General features: G+C 72.9%; 18 protein-coding genes. 8 read left to right on the top strand and 10 right to left on the bottom strand.

The features are described from left to right. Positions 1-84: 84 nt before the first annotated feature. From GA0115242_RS16825 to GA0115242_RS16815, 3 genes are all read right to left on the bottom strand, one after another. Complete coding sequence (locus GA0115242_RS16825) at positions 85-1734, bottom strand: recombinase family protein (RefSeq protein ID WP_093829223.1); 1650 nt, start codon at positions 1732-1734, stop codon at positions 85-87. Between the two features lie 431 nt (positions 1735-2165). Further along, complete coding sequence (locus GA0115242_RS16820; protein ID WP_093829221.1) at positions 2166-3524, bottom strand: MFS transporter; 1359 nt, start codon at positions 3522-3524, stop codon at positions 2166-2168. 25 nt (positions 3525-3549) lie between these two features. Next, on the bottom strand, positions 3550-3987 hold the full coding sequence (locus GA0115242_RS16815) for a MarR family winged helix-turn-helix transcriptional regulator (RefSeq protein ID WP_093829219.1): 438 nt from the start codon (positions 3985-3987) through the stop codon (positions 3550-3552). A 148-nt stretch (positions 3988-4135) separates the two neighbouring features. Between GA0115242_RS16815 and GA0115242_RS16810 the strand changes: the two genes are divergently transcribed. Beyond that, the gene (locus tag GA0115242_RS16810) at positions 4136-4333 is read left to right on the top strand and encodes a ribbon-helix-helix protein, CopG family (RefSeq protein WP_093829217.1); all 198 of its coding nucleotides are present in this window, start codon (positions 4136-4138) and stop codon (positions 4331-4333) included. Positions 4334-4354: 21 nt separating this feature from the next. Here GA0115242_RS16810 and GA0115242_RS16805 read toward each other — a convergent pair whose 3' ends face one another. Further along, positions 4355-5806 (bottom strand): NCS2 family permease, encoded by a 1452-nt coding sequence (locus GA0115242_RS16805; protein WP_093829215.1) that lies wholly within the window; start codon positions 5804-5806, stop codon positions 4355-4357. A 152-nt stretch (positions 5807-5958) separates the two neighbouring features. Between GA0115242_RS16805 and GA0115242_RS16800 the strand changes: the two genes are divergently transcribed. Both GA0115242_RS16800 and GA0115242_RS16795 read left to right on the top strand, forming a co-directional pair. Beyond that, positions 5959-6228, top strand: a complete 270-nt coding sequence (locus GA0115242_RS16800) for a DUF2530 domain-containing protein (RefSeq protein ID WP_093829213.1) — start codon at positions 5959-5961, stop codon at positions 6226-6228. Positions 6229-6349: 121 nt separating this feature from the next. Beyond that, complete coding sequence (locus GA0115242_RS16795; RefSeq protein WP_093829211.1) at positions 6350-8743, top strand: HAD-IC family P-type ATPase; 2394 nt, start codon at positions 6350-6352, stop codon at positions 8741-8743. A 6-nt stretch (positions 8744-8749) separates the two neighbouring features. Here GA0115242_RS16795 and GA0115242_RS16790 read toward each other — a convergent pair whose 3' ends face one another. The 3 genes from GA0115242_RS16790 to GA0115242_RS16780 form a co-directional block, all read right to left on the bottom strand. Beyond that, positions 8750-9529, bottom strand: a complete 780-nt coding sequence (locus GA0115242_RS16790; protein WP_093829209.1) for a calcium-binding protein — start codon at positions 9527-9529, stop codon at positions 8750-8752. 186 nt (positions 9530-9715) lie between these two features. After that, complete coding sequence (locus GA0115242_RS16785; protein WP_093829207.1) at positions 9716-12856, bottom strand: sacsin N-terminal ATP-binding-like domain-containing protein; 3141 nt, start codon at positions 12854-12856, stop codon at positions 9716-9718. A gap of 816 nt (positions 12857-13672) precedes the next feature. Beyond that, positions 13673-14629 (bottom strand): DUF3027 domain-containing protein, encoded by a 957-nt coding sequence (locus GA0115242_RS16780; RefSeq protein WP_093829205.1) that lies wholly within the window; start codon positions 14627-14629, stop codon positions 13673-13675. Positions 14630-14960: 331 nt separating this feature from the next. Here GA0115242_RS16780 and GA0115242_RS16775 point away from each other — a divergent pair, with 331 nt between their 5' ends. The 4 genes from GA0115242_RS16775 to GA0115242_RS16760 all read left to right on the top strand — a co-directional run bounded on the left by GA0115242_RS16775 (position 14961) and on the right by GA0115242_RS16760 (position 18474). Further along, a complete protein-coding gene (locus GA0115242_RS16775; RefSeq protein ID WP_093829203.1) occupies positions 14961-16367 on the top strand; it encodes an MFS transporter in 1407 nt (468 codons plus the stop codon). A gap of 64 nt (positions 16368-16431) precedes the next feature. Beyond that, positions 16432-16920 (top strand): DUF2771 domain-containing protein, encoded by a 489-nt coding sequence (locus GA0115242_RS16770; protein ID WP_093829201.1) that lies wholly within the window; start codon positions 16432-16434, stop codon positions 16918-16920. A 14-nt stretch (positions 16921-16934) separates the two neighbouring features. Continuing rightward, entirely contained in the window at positions 16935-17633 is a 699-nt protein-coding gene (locus GA0115242_RS16765) for a futalosine hydrolase (RefSeq protein WP_093829255.1), read from the top strand. Next, positions 17623-18474 (top strand): 1,4-dihydroxy-6-naphthoate synthase, encoded by an 852-nt coding sequence (locus GA0115242_RS16760; RefSeq protein ID WP_093829199.1) that lies wholly within the window; start codon positions 17623-17625, stop codon positions 18472-18474. The genes GA0115242_RS16765 and GA0115242_RS16760 overlap by 11 nt, the downstream gene beginning before the upstream one ends. A 31-nt stretch (positions 18475-18505) precedes the next feature. Here GA0115242_RS16760 and GA0115242_RS42305 read toward each other — a convergent pair whose 3' ends face one another. Next, on the bottom strand, positions 18506-18889 hold the full coding sequence (locus tag GA0115242_RS42305; protein ID WP_093829197.1) for a cold-shock protein: 384 nt from the start codon (positions 18887-18889) through the stop codon (positions 18506-18508). Between the two features lie 165 nt (positions 18890-19054). Between GA0115242_RS42305 and GA0115242_RS16750 the strand changes: the two genes are divergently transcribed. Continuing rightward, on the top strand, positions 19055-19303 hold the full coding sequence (locus GA0115242_RS16750) for a hypothetical protein (RefSeq protein WP_093829195.1): 249 nt from the start codon (positions 19055-19057) through the stop codon (positions 19301-19303). On the opposite strand, the gene GA0115242_RS16745 is transcribed toward GA0115242_RS16750, so the two are convergent. Together GA0115242_RS16745 and GA0115242_RS16740 are read right to left on the bottom strand one after the other, a co-directional pair. Next, positions 19282-19923, bottom strand: a complete 642-nt coding sequence (locus GA0115242_RS16745) for an HAD family hydrolase (RefSeq protein ID WP_237549105.1) — start codon at positions 19921-19923, stop codon at positions 19282-19284. The genes GA0115242_RS16750 and GA0115242_RS16745 overlap by 22 nt on opposite strands. A 4-nt stretch (positions 19924-19927) precedes the next feature. Next, complete coding sequence (locus tag GA0115242_RS16740; RefSeq protein ID WP_093829191.1) at positions 19928-20923, bottom strand: hypothetical protein; 996 nt, start codon at positions 20921-20923, stop codon at positions 19928-19930. Positions 20924-21024: the final 101 nt, after the last annotated feature.

Here is a 21024-nt window from a genome sequence, read left to right as displayed (position 1 = left end):
TGGCCGCGTCCAGCCCGGCGCGGAAGCGCTCCTTGACGAGGCTGCGCTCGGGGCCCTCCCGGTTCCTCCCGCACTTCGGCTTCGTCAGTCCTCACTGCGAACCGCCGCGATGTTGCGTACGCGCTGCTTGAGGTCCGACGGGATCAGAACCTGAACCCGTCCGACAGGGTGCTGCCCCATGCCATCATGACCGTCCACGGACTTAGCCTGCGCGGCCGTCGTCCCCCGCACCGACTCGGCATGGACGATGGCCTTGACCCCTGCGGCACGGAGCTCCTTGCCCTTCTCGTGCCGAGTCGCCAGCTTGCTCCACCGCTCCCGGTAGGTCTCTCCGGTCGGGATCTCCTCCCAGGCGTCAGGTCGTGTGGGCTGGGCGACGAGCTGCTCGCGTCGCGCTTCCAGCCGCTTGTACGCCTCGCGGTACTCCTGTCTGCCCAGCTCGCCGGAGTAGAGGCCCGCCTCGCGGTCCTCCCGCAGGTCCGCCAGGGCACGGTTGGTTTCCTCGATGTCGCGCGTGTGGTCCACCCCCGGGCGGAAGACCCTCCGGACGATCTCGACGTCCCCGGCGGCAAGCAGAAACGCCTCCTCCACGGCGTCCTCCAGCGTGTGCGCCGCAATGCTCTTGCTTCCGGTCGGGCACGGCTTGTGGGTGGTCCGCGAGGCGCAGCGGTAGTAGGGCCAGTTACGACCGGGACCGAGATACGCGGGTTCCCCGCAGGTGCAGAACGCGACCCGCAGCAGGGGCGAACCGCCTCTGCGGTTTCCGTTGCGCCTGCTGGTGTTCTCGTCCAGCTTCTTGTTGGCCGACTCCCACTCACCCTGCGTGATCAAGGGCTCCGCACGCTGAAGAGGCTGGCCGTCGGCGCCCTGGACTACTCGGGTCCGCTTCACCTTCCTGCCGTCGACCATGACCTCCTCAGTCACTTCCATCTGCCCCAGGACAGAGCGGGAGCGCACGACCTGGGACAGGTTCGCTGCGGTCCAGCGGCTCCCCTTCGGGGGCTTGCCGCTCCGGATCATCTGAGCGTCCAGGGAGGTCGGGGTCTTGGACGTGTCCTCGTTGAGTGACTGCGCGATGCTGTTCGCCGATTCACCCTCGATGAGCCGGCGAACGATCTCGTGGAGCGTCCCGGCCGTGTCCGTCCCGTAGTCGTCCGGCACCAGCGTCCACCCGTCGCCGCCCTCCTGCTTCTCCTCGCGATACCCGTACGGAGTGCGGCCACCGCGCCAGCGCCCCTCCTTCACCAGGTGGTGGTAGGACGACTTCGCACGTGCCTTGATGGCTTCGAGCTCACCCTCGGCGAAGGACGCGATCAGGCTGAGGAGGAGCTTCCCCATCTGCGTGGTGAGGTCGATCCCGTCCTCGACGGTCGCGACCTCCTTGCCGTTCTTCTCGCACCACTCCAGGAGGGTGTGCACGTGCAGCACGCGCCGCGAGAGCCGGTCGATCCTCGAAGCGCAGAGGATGTCGTACTCGTCGGCACGTGACTCCTCCGGCGCGATCCGATGCTCGATCGCGCCGACCTCCTTCCCGATGGTCGAAGGCAGCCACTTGCCGAACTCCGGACGCTTCCACGGCTCCACCCCACCGGACACGTCGATGTCCTCGACCCACCCCACGACGACATGCCCCTCCTGGTCGGCCCATCGCTGGATGGACCGACGCTGACGCTCCGGCGATGTGGTCTCGTCCGACACCCTCGACAGACGGACCACACCGAGAACTCTCGCCATGCTCGTTCTCCCCTTCCCGGCATCACGTCTCGCGCACGGTCGAGCACGCTATGCGGTCGGGGTCATGACGGCAAAATCGCTCTTGGGACACCGTCAACGGGTGAGGATGGGGCGAGAAGAAGGGCCGCACCGAGAGCATCATCGGCACCTGGTCCGCCGAGGGCGGCGACCGCCGCGACAAGGTGGTGCTCGCCCTACGAGGACCTGCTCGACAAGCACGGTCCCGGTCGGCGGCCGGGCGCCCGGCCAGTGGTGGTGGTCGGCTACCTGCCGACCGCCGCCGCCACCGCGACCACCACGAACATCAGCACGAGCGCACCGGCCATGATCCGGTTCCGGGTTTTCGGGTCCACGCGGTCGAGCCTAGCCGCCCGTGCCGGACGGCCCCGCGCCGACCACCCCCGGCGGACCGGGAGCGGCCGGGCGCGGGCTCACGCCGTCGCGAGCTGCTCGTCGGCCGTCCGCGGCACGAACCTGACGTGCGGGTGGCCGCGGTTCCAGCCGACGGAGAGGCGGAGGTTGCCGACCCGGGTGAGGACCACGCCGATGGCGACCGCAGCCACCGCCGAGATGACACCGCCGACGGCGAGGCCCGCGCGGACCCCGTACGCGTCCGTGACCCAGCCCGCGATCGGGGCGCCCACCGGGGAGCCGCCCAGGAACACCATCATGTAGAGGGCCAGCACCCGGCCGCGCATGGCGGGGTCGGTGGACATCTGGATGCTGGTGTTCGCGGTGACGTTGACCGTCATGCCGAACATCCCGATCGGCGCCATCAGCAGCGCGAACAGCCACAGCGACGGCGCTCCCGAGGCGAGGATCTCGAAGGCGCCGAAGGCCAGCGCCGCCGCGATCATGACCCGCATCCTGGCCGTGCCGCGCCGGGCCGCGAGCAGCGCGCCGACCAGGGAGCCGACCGCCATCAGCGTGTTGAAGAGGCTGTAGGAGCCGGCGCCCGCGTGGAAGACGTCGTCCGCGAAGGCCGACAGGTAGACGGGGAAGTTGAAGCCGAAGGTGCCGATGAACCCGACGAGCACGATCGTCCAGATCAAGTCGGGCCGCCCGGCGACGTAGCGCAGCCCCTCGCGGAGCTGGCCCTTGCCGCGGGGGGTGCGCCGCACGGCGTGCAGGTCGCGGGCGCGCATCAGCAGCAGGCCGGTGATGGGCGCCACGAACGAGAGGCCGTTGAGGAGGAACGCCCAGCCGGTGCCGACGCCGGTGATCAGCAGTCCGGCGACGGCGGGTCCGACGAGCCGGGCCGACTGGAAGTTGGCGGAGTTGAGGCTGACCGCGTTCTGGAGCTGGTCGGGGCCGACCATCTCGGAGACGAAGGACTGCCGGGCCGGGTTGTCGACGACGGTGGCGAGGCCGACGGCGAACGCGGCGAGGTAGACGTGCCAGACCTGGACGTGTCCGCTGAGGGTGAGCGCGGCGAGCGCGAGGCCGGTGAGGGCCATCGCGGACTGGGTGAACAGCAGGGTGGGGCGCCGGGGCAGCCGGTCGACGAGGACACCGCCGTAGAGGCCGAAGAGGAGCATCGGCAGGAACTGGAGGGCCGTCGTGACGCCGACGGCGGTGGCGGAGCCGGTGAGGCTCAGGACCAGCCAGTCCTGGGCGATGCGCTGCATCCAGGTGCCGATGTTGGAGACGACCTGGCCGGCGAAGAACAGGCGGTAGTTCCTGATCCGCAGGGAGCTGAACATGGAGGACGCGCGCGGGCGCGCGGGGGCGGGCGGGGAGTCGTGGGTGGCCGGTGCGGGGGCGGAGTCTGCTCCGGATCCCGTACTCAAAAGGGTCGCCTCCTCGGGGGCTGGGTTACAGGTGTGCGAGCTTCTCCAGCACGGGGGCGGCGGCGCGGATCTTCGCCCACTCGTCCTCGTCCAGGCCCTCGACCAGGTTGGCGAGGAACGCGTTGCGCTTGGCGCGGCTCTCCTCGAGCATGGCCTCGGCCTGTTCGGTCTTGGTGACGACCTTCTGGCGCCGGTCCTCGGGGTGCGGCTCGAGCCGGACCAGTCCCTTGGCCTCCAGCAGCGCGACGATGCGGGTCATCGACGGCGGCTGCACGTGCTCCTTGCGGGCCAGCTCGCCGGGGGTGGCGCTGCCGCAGGTGGAGAGGGTGCCGAGCACCGACATCTCGGTGGGGCTGAGCGACTCGTCGACCCGCTGGTGCTTGAGTCGACGGGACAGCCGCATCACGGCTGACCGGAGGGAATTCACGGCGGCGGCATCGTCGCCATGGCTGAGGTCCGACATTCCTTTAGCGTAACTCATTACTCTCGCTAAGTACCAGCGGGAACGCACAGGCGTTCCCGTGACTCCGGCCACTGAATCCTTTCGTCACCCGTACGAGTGAGCCGGTTCCGGAAACCGACCCGCGGCCCGCGCCCGTCCGGCAACCCTCATGTACATGGGGACCAGCGTGCTCAGCCTGCGGATCGACGGGGAGCTGCTCGACCGGCTCCGGGACCATGCGGCCAAAAGGGGAATGAGCGTCCAGGACTACGTGATCCGGACGCTCATTCGGGACGACTTCGACGAGCGGTTCCACACCGCCGTCGAGGAGACGGACAGGTTCTACGGGGCCGACCGGATCACCTGACCCGGCCGGGCACCGGTCGGGTCAGGTGAGACCCAGGGCCGGCATCAGGTAGTAGAACGCGAAGACCGCCGAGACCGCGTACATCGCCACCGGGACCTCCTTGGCGCGCCCCGCCGCCAGGCGCAGGACCACGAAGGTGATGAAGCCCATGCCGATGCCGTTGGTGATGGAGTAGGTGAAGGGCATCATCACCATCGTCACGAAGGCGGGGACGGCGATGGTGGCGTCCGCCCAGTCGATCTCCCTGATCGATCCGGCCAGGATCAGGAAGCCGACCGCGAGCAGCGCCGGGGTGGCCGCCTGCGAGGGGACCATCGTGGCGACGGGCGTCAGGAACAGCGCGACGGCGAAGAGGGCGCCGGTGACGACGTTCGCGAAGCCGGTCCGCGCGCCCTCGCCGACCCCGGCCGTGGACTCCACGAAGCAGGTGGTGGCGGAGGAGGAGCTGGCGCCGCCGGCCGCGACCGCGATGCCGTCGACGAACAGGACCTTGTTGATGCCGGGCATCTGGCCCTCGGCGTCGGTCAGCTTCGCCTCGTCGGAGACGCCCATGATCGTGCCCATCGCGTCGAAGAAGCACGACAGCAGGACGGTGAAGACGAACAGGATGCCGGTGAGGACGCCGACCTTCTCGAAGCCGCCGAAGAGGCTGAACTTCCCGATCAGGCCGAAGTCCGGGGTGGCGACCGGGTTGCCGGGCCACTTCGGGGTGGTCAGGCCCCAGGAGGGGACCTTGGCGACGGCGTCGATGATCACCGCGAGGACCGTCATGGCGACGATCGAGATCAGGATCGCGCCCGGCACCTTGCGCACGATCAGCGCCAGGGTCAGCAGCGAGCCGAGGATGAAGACCAGCACCGGCCACCCGTTCAGGTGACCGTCGCCGCCGAGCTGGAGCGGGACGGTGGTCTGGGCGACGTCCGGGATGCGGGAGACGAAGCCGGAGTCGACCAGCCCGATCAGCATGATGAACAGGCCGATACCGATGGCGATGGCCTTGCGCAGGCCGTACGGGACGGCGCTCATGACCCGCTCGCGCAGCCCGGTGGCGACCAGCAGCATCACGACGAAGCCCGCGAGGACCACCATGCCCATGGCGTCGGGCCAGGTCATCCGGGGCGCGAGCTGGAGCGCGACGACCGAGTTGACGCCGAGTCCGGCCGCCAGCGCGATCGGGACGTTGCCGATGACGCCCATCAGGAGCGTGGTGAACGCGGCGGTCACCGCCGTCGCCGTCACGAGCTGGCCGTTGTCGAGGTGATGCCCGTACATGTCCTTCGCGCTGCCGAGGATGATCGGGTTCAGCACGATGATGTAGGCCATCGCGAAGAAGGTGGCGAAGCCGCCGCGGATCTCACGCGGGAGCGTGCTGCCCCGCTCGGAGATCTTGAAGTAGCGGTCGAGCGCGCCGTACGCGGGCCGTGACCCCGGCTGCTCGGGGGTGGGGACCTGGGCAGGGGCCGAGGTGGACATGGAGGTTCCTACGAGCAGAAGTGGACAGAAGGAAACGGTTTCAGTATGAACATATGAATCCTGTAAACGCTATCTCCGCGCGTAGACACCAGCCACCGGACGCGACCGCGTCCGCCGACCGTTCCCGCGGCGGCGCCTCGTAAGCTGTCCCCATGGCGAAGTGGACCCCAACGCACGAGGCGCCGGAGCCCCTGGAGGGGCCCGTGGTCGCCACCATCATCGGCGGCACCCTCCTCTGGTTCGTCCTCTTCCTGGTGCAGCTCCCCTTCTACGGCTGGTTCGCCGACCACGGCCACACCTGGTGGGTGTGGACCTGCCTGGCCGGGGCCGGGCTCGGCCTGATCGGGATCTGGTACGTGCGCGGCCGGGACGCCGCCCTCAAGCGCGCCGCCGCGGCCGAGGGGCCGGCCGCCACCGACTGAGCGGGCGGCGCGCATCCCCTACAACCAGGGCATCACTCCCCCGTCCGGCCCCTCGTCCTCTGGACGGATCTTCGGCCCGCTCGGCGGGTGAAGCCGGGCGAGCGCACGTACCGTCGGACGCATGACGGACATCGACGCGGGCGCCGAACTCGACCCGGTGCACCCCGTGGCCCTGCCGGTCTCGGTGCACGGCCTCAGCACCGCCGAGGTCGCCGAGCGGACCGCCCGCGGGCAGGTCAACGACGTGCCGGTGCGGTCGAGCCGGTCGCTGGCCGAGATCGTGCGGGCCAACGTCCTGACCCGGTTCAACGCGATCATCGGCGTGCTCTGGCTGATCATGCTGTTCGTCGCGCCGTTCCAGGACAGCCTGTTCGGCTACGTCATCCTCGCCAACACCGGCATCGGCATCGTCCAGGAGTGGCGGGCCAAGAAGACCCTCGACTCCCTCGCCGTGATCGGCGAGTCGAAGCCGACGGTACGCCGGGACGGCGCCGCCACCGCGGTCAGCACCTCCGCGATCGTCCTCGACGACGTCATCGAGATCGGCCCCGGCGACAAGGCCGTCGTCGACGGGGTGTGCGTCGAGGCGGACGGCCTGGAGATCGACGAGTCCCTCCTCACCGGCGAGGCCGACCCGGTGGTCAAACGGCCCGGCGACCCGGTCATGTCCGGCAGCTTCGTGGTGGCGGGCGGCGGCGCGTTCCGGGCGACGAAGGTCGGCCGCGCGGCCTACGCGGCCCAACTCGCCGAGGAGGCCTCGCGCTTCACCCTCGTCCACTCCGAACTGCGCACCGGCATCTCCACCATCCTCAAGTACGTGACGTGGATGATGATCCCGACCGCGATCGGGCTCGTCATCAGCCAACTCGTCGTCAAGCAGCACGCGTTCAAGGACTCGGTGGCGCGGACCGTCGGCGGGATCGTGCCGATGGTGCCGGAGGGGCTGGTGCTGCTCACCTCGGTCGCCTTCGCGATCGGCGTGATCCGGCTCGGCCGCAAGCAGTGCCTGGTGCAGGAACTCCCCGCGATCGAGGGGCTGGCGCGCATCGACACCGTCTGCCTGGACAAGACCGGCACCCTCACCGAGGGCGGCATGGACGTCACCGCACTGCGCCTGCTCGGCGGTGCCGACGAGGGGTACGTGCGCGCGGTGCTGGGCGCGCTGGGCGAGTCGGACCCGCGGCCGAACGCGTCCCTGAAGGCCGTCGTCGACGCCTACCCCGCCCCGCGCGGCTGGCGCTGCGTCGAGTCGCTGCCGTTCTCCTCCGCCCGCAAGTACAGCGGCGCCGGGTTCAGCGAGAGCGACGGCGACTCCAGCACCTGGCTGCTGGGGGCGCCGGACGTGCTGCTCGCCGAGGACGACCCGGCGCTCGCCGAGACCGGGCGCCTCAACGAACAGGGCCTGCGGGTGCTGCTGCTGGCGCGGGCCGAGCGCGAACTCGACGACGCCGAGGTCGCCCGGGACGTCCGGCCCACCGCGCTGGTCGTGCTGGAGCAGCGGCTGCGGCCCGACGCGGCGGACACCCTGCGCTACTTCGCCGAGCAGGACGTGCGCGCGAAGGTCATCTCCGGGGACAACGCGGTGTCGGTGGGCGCGGTCGCCGGGAAGCTCGGGCTCAGCGGGGCGACGGTCGACGCCCGGCACCTGCCCGCCGAGCGGCGGGAGATGGCGGCGGCGCTGGACGAGGGCACGGTCTTCGGGCGGGTCACCCCGCAGCAGAAGCGGGACATGGTGGGCGCCCTCCAGTCGCGCGGGCACACGGTCGCGATGACCGGCGACGGCGTGAACGACGTCCTCGCCCTCAAGGACGCCGACATCGGCGTCTCGATGGGCTCCGGTTCGGAGGCCACCCGGGCGGTCGCGCAGATCGTGCTGCTGGACAACAGCTTCGCCGCCCTGCCCTCGGTGGTGGCGGAGGGCCGCCGGGTGATCGGCAACATCACCCGGGTCGCGACGCTGTTCCTGGTGAAGACGGTCTACTCGGTGCTGCTGGCGATCCTGGTGGTCTGCTGGCAGGTCGAGTACCCGTTCCTGCCCCGCCATCTGACGCTGCTGTCCACCCTGACCATCGGCGTCCCGGCGTTCTTCCTCGCCCTCGCGCCCAACAGGGAGCGGGCGAAACCCCACTTCGTGAAGCGGGTGATGCGGTACTCGATCCCGGGCGGGGTGGTGGCCGGGGTGGCGACCTTCGTCACGTATCTGATTGCCCGTCACCATTACACGGGCGCCGACTCGCTGGGCGCCGAGACCAGCGCCGCGACCCTCACCCTGTTCCTGATCTCGATGTGGGTGCTGGCCATCATCGCCCGCCCCTACACCTGGTGGCGGGTGGCGCTGGTCGCGTCGATGGGCCTGGCCTTCGTCTTCGTCCTGATCGTGCCCTCGCTCCAGCACTTCTTCGCGCTGAAGCTGGTGGGCGTGACGATGCCGTGGCTCGCGGTCGGCATCGCGGCGGTGGCGGCGGTCGTCCTGGAGGTGCTGTGGAGATGGGTCGACCGCCGCTTCGCCGTCTAGACGGGGCTACTTGACGTCGACGTAGTCACCCGCGGCGCTGACGGCGGGGGTGGTCGAGGTGCCCGCGAAGGAGTACCGGTAGTAGCCGTCGACGGTCGCCGTCGTCGTGGTCTTCAGGGCGCCCGTCCCGTTGGTCTTCACCGTCTTCAGCGTGGTGTACGAGGTGGCGGACTTCTTGCGGAACTGCAGCTTGACCGGCTGCGCGGTGTACCCGGCGTACTTGCCGGTCTCCCAGTTGGCGCGGCTCAGCTTGCCGGTGACGGTGATCGTCCTGCCCTTCTTCACCGGCTCCGGCGTGGCGTCCACCGTCAGCTTGGAGGCGCGCTGCACGGTGAAGGACTTCGCGGACTCCTTCAGGACGTAGTCGTCGTCCTTGCCGGTGGCGATCGCCCAGACCTTCCAGCCGCCCGCCGAGCTGTTGATCAGGTTGAGGCCCGGCGCCAGGTCGAAGGTCGACGTGCAGTTCTTGGTGGTGGCGTTGACGGTGGTGCAGGTCGCCCGCCCGTCGCGGCCGTTGGCCAGCGCGCCGGTGTCGGACGAGTCGATCGTCGCACCGTGGTACAGGATCGCCTGCGCCCAGCCGACGCCCGCGGCGTCCTTGACGGTGAAGGTGACCGTGACGGACTTCTTGGCGGTCGCCCCGACGACGACCGCCTTGCCGCCGTTCACGACGACGTTCGAGATGGCCGTGTCGCCCTCGGCCTCGTCCGCGTGCGCGGCCGGAACGGCGAGGGCCGACAGGGCGAGGGCGCCGGAGACGGCCGCCACGGTGGCGCGAATACGCATGTGCTTCCCCACGTAGAGGGTCCCGGCGCTCGTCGTCCCCCAACGGCGCGTCGCATCACCGGGACCCGACTGACATCAGTGAGCCGGACGGCTCGGATGATCAGATACGCGAGTGTGACGAATGGTTGTACGAGTGGTGGGGATTCTGTGTGACCTTTCCGGGCCGAGGGGGAACGGCCCGCCGTCTCAGTCGAACCAGCGGTCGCGGGCCAGCTCGCCCGTCCGCGACGGGTCCTCCAGCAGCGCCGCCACCTCGAAGCGGCGCGGCCACTGGCCGGTCGCCCACGCCAGGCCCGCCGCCACGCCCTCCAGGGTGGCCGCGTGCAGGACGCCGTCCCTGGTGAGACGCCAGTCCAACTCGGTGCCGTCGACGACCAGTTCCTCGTGCTCGACGTACCCGGCCGGGGTGCCGTGGCCCAGCAGGACCCGCACCGCGTCCGGCACCTCGTGCTCGGTGCCCTCGGAGTCCACCTCCGCCGTCACCGACTCGCTGAGCCTGCGCACCTGGAACAGCTCCGCCAGCTCGGCCGCCCGCGCCGGGCGCACCGGCAGCAGCGGGACACCCGCCGTGAACGGCAGCAGGTCGGGCGAGTCGACGACCATCGCCTCCGTCGCGTCCACCACCTCGACGCGGCCGTCCACGACCGCCCGCAGCTCGTCGGGGAGCGTCACCTGCTCGGGGTCCAGATCGGCCAGCGCGCCGTACAGGGCGTGCAGTTGCGCGGAGGTGACGGTGCGGTCCCGGTCGGCGAGCCGGTCGAGCAGCTCCGCCGCGCCGCCCGGCTCGTCCAGCAGGGCCGCCACCGAGGTGCGCACCCCCAGGGCGCGCAGCACCTGCTCGTCGTCGAAGCCGGTCGCGTCCGCCTCGTCGTACAGGCCCCGCAGCAGCGGGTCGCCGCCCGCCGCCAGCAGGCCCGCCGGGCGGCGGCCGTCGAGGACCGGATTGCCCCGCAGCCACCACGCCGTGTACGAGCGCACCGTCTCGTGGGTGCCGTCGGGCAGCAGGACCCGCACCGGCTGGGTGAGGGCGTCGCGGAACGGCGGGCGGGCCAGCATCGCCAGCGCCTGCGGCCAGTTCTCCTCGTCCACCAGGTCCAGGTCGCGCACCGCCACCAGCTCGGTCGCCACCGGCGGCACCGGGGACTGCGGGAACCGGTCCAGGACGTCCTCGCTCCACACGTCGACGGCGTCCAGCAGGCCCGCGTCGTCCGGCTCCGCGAAGTCGCCCTCGCGGGGGTCGAGTTCGTCCGGGTCGAGGACCACGTCGGCGGCCCGGACCAGGGCGAAGGCGGCGAGGACCCCGCAGGCCGCCAGCGGCTGTTCGCCCCACCGGTCCGCCAGCGCCTGTTCCACGGCGGCGAGTTCACCCTCCCGGATCACCCGCGCGAACGGGCTCCCCGGGAAGACCAGTTCACCCGCGGGCGCCAGCTCGCCGTCCTCGTCCCGCAGCGCCAGCGCGCCCAGCCACGGCTCGTCGCCCGGTTCGAGGGCCGCGTCCCGCGCCAACGTCAGGACCGTCTCGGCCAGTTCGTCCGCGTCCGGGGCGTCCCGCTCCCAGTCGAGGCCGCCGTCGTCGTCCAGGGAGGCGGCGACCGCGGCCCGCACCTGGGGCGTGGTCAGCACCGCGCGCGGGGTCGCGGGCAGCGCGCCCAGCTTCTCCAGGAGCGGGTGGGCCGCGTCCGGGTGGGCGACCTTCAGGCCCAGCCTGGCCAGCGCCTCGGGGTCGGCCGTCGCCTCCTGCGGGGCGGGCAGCAGGACCTGGCGGGGGCCGATCGTCGTCCTGCCGTCCGCGAGCGGCACCGGCAGCCCGGAGAGACGGTCCGGGTCCACCCCGGCCAGGCTCTCGTACAGGCGCCACCACCAGTCCGGGTCCTTCTCCAGACCGGCGAGGCGGTCCACCGCGTCCGCGAGCGACAGCCGCGCCACGCCCAGCGCCCGCAGCTCCGGCCTGCGTTCGAGCCCCGCGGGCAGCAGGGTCGGCAGCACCTCGGCGAGGACCCGCACGGTGTCGGCGCCCGCGCCCTCGACGATCTCGGCGTCCGTGGGGCGCAGCGCCCGCGGGAGACCGTCGTCGTCGGCGCTCTCCCCGGCGTCCGCCGCCGGGGGCAGGAACGCGGTGCGCGGCAGCAGGTCGAGCACCGCCTGGCGCAGGGCTCCGTCCAGGCCGCCCTGGCCGAGCGGTCCCGGCACCAGGTCGACGGCCGCCGTCGTCACCGGGTGCCAGGCGGCGAGGAGTTCCGTGTACGCCTCGGCCGCGCGGCCCACCAGGAAGTCGGTCAGCGGGCCGGGCGCGGTGTGGCGGCGGGTGGTGTCCAGCGGGAACGAGCCGATGAGCAGCGCCGGGAGGCCGAGCGGCTCGTCGCTCGGGGTGGGGGCGTGCACGACGGGGCTGGTGCGGGGGCGGGCCGGGGCGCCGTCGGGGGCCGTCGGGACCGCCCAGGTCAGCGACCACCGGGGGCGCAGGCGCTCCTCCAGCGGGCGGTCGGCGAGCAGGTCGGCGGTGAGGGCGCCCTGCGCGGAGAGGGTGCGCCAGCGGGTGGTGCCGTGCCGGGAGTCCTCGATGACGGTGACGGCGTCCTCGGCGGGGCCGGGAGCCGTTCTGCGCAGGGTGCGTTCGCCGTCCTGGGTCTCGATCACCACCTCCGCGAGGCCGGGCAGCGCCAGCAGGAGGGCGTCGTCGACCGCGTCCAGGAGCCGGGCCGCGAGGTCCGCCGCCGCGGGGTCGCGCAGCGGCAGGATGACGGCGGTGTCGTACGGGTCGGGGGCGGTGCCCTGCGCGGCGAACGGCAGCCGCAGCAACGGGAGATGACCGTCCCGGCGGCGGACCTCGTCGCCGAGGCCGGGGCTGTGGCGGGCGGTCTCGGCGGCCAGCTCGCGGGCCTCCGCCAGGGACCAGCGGACGCCCCCGTGGCGGCCGACCACCGCGGGTTCGTCGGTCACCGCGAGGACGGCCGCGAAGCCGACGCCGAAGCGGCCGACAGCGCCCTCGGCGGTGTCGCGCTTGGCGGAGGCGCGGAGGGTCGAGAGCGACTCGACGCCCGCCGCGTCCAGCGGGGCGCCCGTGTTGGCGGCCACCAGGACGCCGTCGCGGAGGGTGAGACGCAGGCGGCCCGGCACCGCGGCGCGGGCGGCGGCGTCGGCGGCGTTCTGGGCCAGCTCGACGACGAGGCGGTCGCGGTAGCCGCCCAGGGCGAGGTCCTCCTCGGCGTTGGAGTCCTCGCGGAAACGGGCGGGGCTGGTGGCCCAGGCGTCGAGCACGCCACGCCGCAGGCGGGCCGTCCCGAACGGGTCAGCGCCCTCGGGGGCGGGGCGCACGAACTTGCTCACGTTGGTTCTCCTCGTCGGCGACGACTGAAGGTACCGCGCCGGGGTGGTGGGGGTGGGGGGTGCGGGGGTGGGGCGACCGCCCCAGGGAGTTCGGGGGCGGCAACGCTGCGTCTGTCGGGGCGGGGGGATGCGGCCGCCTCTCGGGGAGGCCGAGGGAGTACGGCTACCGCTCGGGGACAAGCCGCTCGCGGTTCCCGGCGGCCGGACCTGGCGGGTGACCGGCCGGGCGGTGGATCGCGTGCCGGCCGGGGTCGGTGCCCCGCTCCCGTCTCGGCGGCGACCGGCGGTCCGGCACCGGGGGTCCGGCACCGGGGGTGGGACACCGGTGGGGTCGGACGCCGGGTCCGGAGGTCGGACACCGGTGCGGCCGGACGCTCGGTGACGGGGGTCAGGTCCCGCAGGTCGGGCGCTGGGTCCCGGGGTCGGGCACTGGGAGCCCGGCTCCGGGTCCCCTGCTCCGGGTGCCCCCGGTCTGCTCCCGCCCCGGCCCGTCCACCGGGTCGGCGCCGGACGCCCGGTGCGTGCCGTCCCCCGGGGACGACCTCCCGGAGTGGACCGGGGTGCCCCTGGAACCGCGTCCCGGGATCTGCCGGTGGCGCCCCGGTCGACGCGGGCGCGGGGTGGGGCGGAGCCCCCGGGATCAGAAGCGACCCGGGACCGGGCGGGCCCACCCCGGCCGGGGTGGAGCGGAGCCCGGGGGCAGGAGCGCCCCGGAGCCCGATGCGACCCAAGATCCGGTGCCCCGGGAGCAAGAGCGCCCCCGAAGTCCGGCGTGACCCGGGGCAGGTGCGCCCCGGGGGCCGGTGCGGCCCGGGGTCAGGAGTGGCCGAGGTCTGCCGGTGTGTCGTCGTCCCCGGGCGGGACCGAGCCCGAGTCCTGGGCCGGGCGGAGCGGGAAGGGGTCGACCCGGGTCTCGTCGACGACCGGCTCGGCGGGCTGCGGCGGTTTGGGCATCACCGCTGCCTCGGAGTGGCCGCCGCAGCCGTACGCCAGGGAGACCACTCTGCCGTCCGCCGGGGCGAACTCGTTGGCGCAGACGCCGAACGCCTGGCCCAGGGTGCCGCCGATGGGCTGGAGGAAGCCGCAGCTCACACAGGTGGCCGGGGCCGCCTGCGCCATCGGGGTCTTCGCGCCGAACGCGTCGTCCCAGCGGTCCGCCGCGATGTGCAGGCCGTACCGGGACAGCACCCGCGCCCGGCGCAGGCCCAGCTCCTCGGCGACCGACGCGATGGAGCCGCGGGACGGCGCCGCGGGCAGATGGGCCGGGACCACCGGGGTGACCTCGGCGTCCTCCGCCTCGACCAGCTCGGCCATGTCGGCGGAGAGCGGCGAGTTCGGCGTCGGCTCGTCGGAGCCCGTGTAGCCGGGGTCCAGGCGCTCGTCGTCGGTGTAGCCGGACTCCAGGCGGGCGTCGTCCGCGTCCGTGGGGAGCAGGTCGCCGGGGCCCATGTCGCCGGGGCGCAGCCGCTCGCTCCACGGCACCCACTCCGGGGCCAGCAGCGCGTCCGCGCCGGGGAGCAGGACCACCTCGTCCAGGGTGACGACCTTCGCGCGGGAGGCGCGGGCCACGGTGACGGCCCAGCGCCAGCCCCGGTACCCCAGCTCCTTGCACTCGAAGTAGTGCGTGACAACACGGTCGCCCTCGCTCACGAGGCCCGCGTGCTCGCCGACCACGCCGGGTGCGGCCGCCTCCTCCGCGGCGGACCGGGCGAGGTCGACGGCCTCGGCGCACAGGCGGTCGGTGGTGCGGCTTCGCGTTGTCGCTGCGCTCACAGGTATCGCTTCTCTCCTACGCCGTCTCTCGATGCGCCGGCCTGAAGGCGGTGGACGCGGACGGAGCGGACCGCAGGACCGCGTCGACGTCCGCGCCCGATCGCGCTCGGGCGCACCTCATCCACCCATTCTGCGGGATGACCGAGAGGCGCGCGGCCGAGAACGTTCGCCACGGCGCGCTACGCACGCTACCTGCTCGCGACCGCTCGGCCTACACCGACGGGACGTTTCCCGGCGACTCACCCTCCTCACCGACCGGGCAAGTCGCCTTCGGACGGCCATACGCGCGGTAACCACGCTACGAACTCCCTTCTCGGGGCACTATGACGGGGTGGCAGCCGCAAGGACGCCGCCGGACGCCGCCGACGTGGGCGAGATCCGGGGCAAGGGTCGTGGTGGCGGTTCGGGCCGGTTCGGCGGGTCCGTCCGCGCGATCGGCCGTGCGCTGCGCCTCCCGGTGACCGGCGCGGCCCGCGGGATCAGGAAGGTCACGCACGCCCACGGGGCCGGGGAGTCCGGGCTCGGCAAGCTGATCGAGCTGCACGCGGTGAACGGCGCGGGCGACGTCATGATCACCGTCGCGCTCGCCTCCACCGTCTTCTTCTCGGTCCCCACGGACGAGGCCCGGGGGCGGGTCGCCCTCTACCTGGCGATCACGATGGCGCCGTTCACCGTCCTGGCGCCGGTGATCGGACCGCTCCTCGACCGGCTCCCGCACGGCCGCAGGGCCGCCATGGCGGGCGCGATGCTGGCCCGCGCGCTGCTGGCCCTGATCATCTCCGGTGCGGCCGCCACCGGCAGCCTGGAGCTGTACCCGGCCGCGCTCGGCGTCCTCGTCGCCTCCAAGGCGTACGGCGTCGTGCGCAGCGCCGTGGTGCCCCGGCTGCTGCCACCCCGGTTCTCGCTGGTCAAGGCCAATTCCCGGGTCACGCTCGGCGGGCTGCTCGCCACCGGTGTGGCCGCCCCGATCGGGGCCGGGCTCCAGGCGCTCGGGCCACGCTATCCGCTCTACGGCGCCTTCGTGATCTTCCTGGCCGGAACCTTTCTCTCCTTCACGCTGCCGCCGAAGGTCGACTCGGCCAAGGGCGAGTCCTTCGCGCTCCTGGCCGCCGACGAGCAGCCCGGACAGGCGGTCAGGAAGCCGGGGCTGCGGACCGTCGGGACGGCCGTCACGCACGCCCTCGGCGCCAACGCGTCGCTGCGCTGGCTGTCCGGGTTCCTCACCTTCTTCCTGGCCTTCCTGCTGCGCGACCATCCGCTGACCGGGTCGAGCGCCGCGGTCTCGCTGGGGATAGTGGCCGTCTCGGCGGGGGCGGGCAACGCCCTCGGCACGGCGGTGGGGGCCTGGCTGCGGGCCCGCGCCCCGGAGATCATCGTGGTCGTCGTGGTCGCGTTCGTGCTCGGCGCCGCGATCACCGCCGCCGTCTTCTTCGGCGCCTTCCTGGTCGCCTGCCTCGCCGCCGTCGCCGGGTTCTCGCAGGCCCTCGCCAAGCTGTCCCTGGACGCGCTGATCCAGCGGGACGTGCCGGAGGCGGTGCGGACCTCGGCCTTCGCCCGCTCCGAGACGCTTCTGCAGATGTCCTGGGTGCTCGGCGGCGCCGTCGGCATCGTCATGCCGCTGAACGGCACCCTGGGGCTCTGCGTGGCCGCCGCGGTCATCGCCGCGGGGTGGCTGCTGACCGCGCGCGGGCTGCTCGGCTCGGCCCGGCACGGCGGTGGCGGGCCCCGGGTGGTCTGACCCGCGGGCACCACGCCGCACCCCACGTGGGGCCCGGGGCCGGGCCGCCCGATAGCCTTCGGCCATGACCTCGATGCAATCCGCTGTGCGACGCCGCCGCGCCGTCGCCGCCGTCGGCGCTGTTGGTGCCGGGCTGCTCGTCCTGTCGGCCTGCGACAAGCCCACCCCGGTGGCGACGATCACCGTCGGCAGCTCCTCGGTCAACGAGGGGGCCACCTGCGGCGGCGAGAGCGCGTCCCTCAGCTCCGCGCAGCTCGCGAAGTGCCTGAAGGACACCGACATCAAGTCCATCAAGGTCGACCCCGACGAGACCGTCCGCTTCGGCGTCGACCCGGCGATCGCCGACAAGCGCTGGACGATCCTGATGAACGGCCAGCCGCTCACCGAGGACAGCGACAAGACGTACCGGACCATCCCCGGCAGCGTCTTCTTCAACGCCCAGTACGGCGCCCAGGGCAACTCCACGCTGGTGACGATCAAGGCCGCGGACGGCAAGTCCAGCAGCCAGACCGTGACCGGGCTCTGGTCGTTCCGGCTGAAGAAGGACGACTGATCCCGCGGGTGCTCGTGGCCACCGCCGTCCCGGCCGAACAGGACGCGGTGGCACGGTCGTTGCCCGGCGCGCGGCCGCACGGGACGCGCCCGCCCGGGGTGCTCCCGCGCGATCCCGGCGCGGGCTTCGACCTCGTCGTCGTCGGCGTCGGACCCGGCAGCGCCGGGGCCCGCACCGCGGCCGCGCTGACCGCCGCCGCCCTCGCGGGCGACCCCTACCGGCTGGTCGTCTCGGCCGGCATCGGCGGCGGGTTCGCGCCGGACGCGCCGGTCGGCTCGCTCGTCGTCGCCGACGCGATCACCGCCGCCGACCTGGGCGCCGAGACCGCCGACGGCTTCCTGCCGGTCACCGACCTCGGCTTCGGGACCGTCACCCACCGTCCGCCCGAAACACTCGTACGTGACCTCACGGCCGCCTCGGGTGCCCGCCGGGGGACCGTCCTGACCGTCTCCACCGTGACCGGCACCGCCGACCGGGCCGCCCTGCTGCGCGCCCGCCACCCCGGCGCCCTCGCCGAGGCGATGGAGGGCTTCGGGGTCGCCGAGGCCGCCGCGGCCGCCGGTCTGCCCGTGGTGGAGATCCGCGCGGTCTCCAACCCGGTGGGCCCCCGGGACCGCGCCGCCTGGCGCATCGCCGACGCCCTCGCCGCACTGACCGGGGGTTTCGGGAAGTTCGCACCCGTCCTCGGGAGTTGGAAACCGTATGACCTCTGACGCCGCCCTGCGGATCGCCTACTCGCCCTGCCCCAACGACACCTTCGTCTTCGACGCGCTCGCCCACGGCCGGATCCCCGGCGCCCCCGCGCTCGACGTGACGTTCGCCGACATCGACGTCACCAACGGCCGCGCCGAACGCGGCGAGCTGGACGTCCTGAAGGTGTCCTACGCGGTCCTGCCCTACGTCCTGGACGAGTACGCGCTGCTGCCCTGCGGCGGCGCCCTGGGACGCGGGTGCGGGCCGCTGGTGCTCACCCGGGAGGCGGGCGCCGACCTCACCGGGCGCACGGTCGCCGTCCCCAGCGAGAAGTCGACCGCCTACCTGCTGTTCCGGCTGTGGGCCGCCGACACCGTCCCCGGCGGGGTCGGCGAGATCGTAGTCATGCCGTTCCACGAGATCATGCCCGCCGTGCGGGACGGCAAGGTCGACGCCGGTCTCGTCATCCACGAGGCCCGCTTCACCTACCGCACCTACGGGCTGCACAAGCTCGCCGACATGGGCGAGCACTGGGAGTCCACCACCGGGCTGCCGATCCCGCTCGGCGCGATCATCGCCAGGCGCTCGCTGGGCGCCGGGACGCTCACCGGGCTCGCCGACGCCATCCGCGCCTCGGTCCGCGCCGCCTGGGACGACCCCGAGGCGTCCCGCGGGTACGTGATGGAACACGCCCAGGAAATGGACCCGGCGGTCGCCGACCAGCACATCGGGCTGTACGTCAACGAGTTCACGGCGGACCTGGGCGAGGACGGCTACGCGGCCGTGCGCGGACTGCTCACGCGCGCGGCGGCCGAGGGACTGGTTCCGCCCCTCGGCCCGAACGCGCTGGATTTCCCGTGACCGAACCCGGCGGGAAGAAAAAGGGATTGGCCTAAACGTCGAGCTGGTCGGCGACCGCCCGCAGCAGCCCCGCGATCTTCTTGCCCGCGGCCTTGTCGGGATAGCGGCCCCGCTCCAGCATCGGCGTGATGTTCTCCAGGAGCGTCGTCAGATCCTGCACGATGGAGGCCAGTTCGTCGGGCTTGCGGCGCTGGGCGGCCGCGACCGAGGGCGTCGGGTCGAGAATGACCACCGAGAGCGCCTGGTCACCGCGTTGACCGGCGACGACACCGAACTCGACGCGCTGGCCCGGCTTGAGCGCGTCGACGCCGTCGGGGAGGACCGAGGAATGGACGAAGACGTCGCCGCCGTCGTCACGGGAGAGAAAGCCGAAGCCCTTCTCGCTGTTGAACCACTTGACTTTGCCGGTGGGCACGTCTGTCCTCGTCCTCGTACTCGTCGGAAAACTGCTTCGGGAAAGGGCTCTTGATAGCACTCGGGCGGGTCGACCACGACCCGCCGGTACCCAGGCTAATGGTCTTGGAGCGGGTGACAAGACGTCACCCGGTTGTTCCTCCGCGCTGGGAACTACCCTGGTCCCGTGCCTGACAAAACCCAAACGAATTCCGCCGCGCCCGGCGACCGACTGATCCGTGCCGGTGCCGTCCTGTTCTTCGCCGGCGCACTGGCCACCCTGGTCACGATGGTGCCGCTGTTCCTCGACACGACGCCCTTTCCGACGTACATGTTCGGCCTGAGCATGCTGATGGGCGTCGGATTCCTGGTCGCCGGGGCGGGGGTGCTCCGCTCGATCGCGGCGGGCCGCCGTCAGGCCCGCGCGGGCAGGTAGTCCTCGGTCAGCCAGCGCGGGAACGCGGTGAGGTCGGCGAGGACCACGTCGGCGCCCGCCGCGCGCAGCTCCTCGGCGCCGATCGGTCCGGTGGCCACCGCCACCGACAGGGCGCCGGCCGTGCGGGCGCCGCGGACGTCGCCGACGTGGTCGCCGACGTAGACCGCCGCGCCGTGCTCGCGCAGCGCCACCGCCTTCCGCTCGGCCCACAGGTCCCCGACGACCTCGTCCGGGTCGAGCCCGAGGTGCGCCAGGTGCAGCTTCGCGTTCGGCTCGAACTTCGCGGTCACCACGAGCGTCCGCCCGCCCGCCGCCCGCACCGCGTCGAGCGCCTCCCGGGCGCCCGGCAGCGCGGGCGAGGCGGCGACGGCGATCTCCGGGTACATCGCCCGGTACAGGTCCGCCATCTCCGGTATCCGCTCCGCCGGGAACCAGTTGATCAGTTCGTCGGCGAGCGGCGGCCCGAGACGGGTGACGGCGAGATCGGCGTCGATGTACGTCCCGGTCCGCTCGGAGAGCGCGAGGTAGCAGGCCCGGATGCCGGGACGGGAGTCGATCAGGGTCATGTCGAGGTCGAAGCCGACGGTCGGGGCGGCGGTGGGGATGGTCATATCGGCCATTTGCTCACACCTTGCGCTGCGAGCGCCAGAGCACGTAGAGCGCCGACAGGACCGCGGCCCCCCGCACCACCCAGGGCCAGGTCTGCGCGACGGCGTCGTTCATGTGGCCCTGCGCTATCGGGCTGCCCCAGCGTCCGTCGCCGCGCCCCCACAGCCAGACCACGCCCGCGGCCAGGGCCAGGCCCGGCATGCCCATCACGGCCCACTTGGACTCGTTCTGCGTCAGCCGCCTGGACAGGTAGGCGATCAGCCAGCCCGCGAGCAGCGCGACCCAGTAGCCGAGGGCCGCGCCGACGACGAGGAGCGCCGCGGCGGCGAGCAGCAGCGGGTTGCTCCAGTTCCCGGCCGGGAGCGGGACCCCGAAGCGGCGCCTGGGCACGGCCTCGGCGACCTCCGCCTCGACGGCGGTGGCCGGGCCGTCCGCCGGTGGCGCGTCGGCGCGCGGCCGCCCGTCGGCCGGTCCTTCGGGCTCCTTGCGCAGCGAGGGCCTGAGCAGTTCGGGGATCTCGATGCCCCCGACGAACCCCTCGACCTGGTCGCCCAGCGGCATCCTGTCGACCCGCCACCAGTCCGCCGGGTACGCCGACGCCGCCGGGATCCCGGCGGGAGGACCCGGGGCCTCGGGCTGCTCGGGGGCCGGGGGCGGGGCGGTCTGCTTGCCGGTGCGCGGGCGCGGCACCATCCGGCGCAGCCCCTTGGGCCGCTCGGGCACCGGCTCGTCGCCGTCCCGCTGCACGGGCACCTGGGCGGACGGCGGGCGCGGCCCCGCCGGTGCGGACCCGGCCGCGTCGACCACCTCGTCCGGGCTGCCGATCCGGTCCAGGATGCGGCGGACCGCGGCCGGGGTGTCGGCGGTGGCGCCGGACCGCCGCCGGTCGATCTCGTTGCGCAGCTCCGACACCAGGCGCATCCGCGCGCCGGACGGCAACTGCCGCTGCTGGGCCACGTCGCCGACGCGGCTCAGATACTCGTAGACGACCTGGTCGCTCTCGATCCCCACGAAGTCCCCTCCGGGGCGGGTGCGTTGGATACCCCGACGCCACGACGGTAGCGCAGGTCACGACAGACAGGGGGCCCGGTCCGCGGGGCGGTCGGCGCGCG

The organism is Streptomyces sp. SolWspMP-5a-2 (genome assembly GCF_900091845.1).
GTDB lineage: Bacteria > Actinomycetota > Actinomycetes > Streptomycetales > Streptomycetaceae > Streptomyces > Streptomyces doudnae.
The sequence above is the reverse complement of the archived record's forward strand: the minus strand, read 5'-3'. Positions and strand labels throughout refer to the sequence as shown.

Excerpts from the sequence above, each read along its gene's own strand:
- GA0115242_RS16825 (WP_093829223.1), bottom strand. The coding sequence starts at position 1,734 with ATGGCGAGAGTTCTCGGTGTGGTCCGTCTGTCGAGGGTGTCGGACGAG.
- GA0115242_RS16815 (WP_093829219.1), bottom strand. The coding sequence starts at position 3,987 with ATGTCGGACCTCAGCCATGGCGACGATGCCGCCGCCGTGAATTCCCTC.
- GA0115242_RS16810 (WP_093829217.1), top strand. The coding sequence starts at position 4,136 with ATGTACATGGGGACCAGCGTGCTCAGCCTGCGGATCGACGGGGAGCTG.
- GA0115242_RS16805 (WP_093829215.1), bottom strand. The coding sequence starts at position 5,806 with ATGTCCACCTCGGCCCCTGCCCAGGTCCCCACCCCCGAGCAGCCGGGG.
- GA0115242_RS16800 (WP_093829213.1), top strand. The coding sequence starts at position 5,959 with ATGGCGAAGTGGACCCCAACGCACGAGGCGCCGGAGCCCCTGGAGGGG.
- GA0115242_RS16795 (WP_093829211.1), top strand. The coding sequence starts at position 6,350 with ATGACGGACATCGACGCGGGCGCCGAACTCGACCCGGTGCACCCCGTG.
- GA0115242_RS16790 (WP_093829209.1), bottom strand. The coding sequence starts at position 9,529 with ATGCGTATTCGCGCCACCGTGGCGGCCGTCTCCGGCGCCCTCGCCCTG.
- GA0115242_RS16770 (WP_093829201.1), top strand. The coding sequence starts at position 16,432 with ATGACCTCGATGCAATCCGCTGTGCGACGCCGCCGCGCCGTCGCCGCC.
- GA0115242_RS16760 (WP_093829199.1), top strand. The coding sequence starts at position 17,623 with ATGACCTCTGACGCCGCCCTGCGGATCGCCTACTCGCCCTGCCCCAAC.
- GA0115242_RS16745 (WP_237549105.1), bottom strand. The coding sequence starts at position 19,923 with ATGGCCGATATGACCATCCCCACCGCCGCCCCGACCGTCGGCTTCGAC.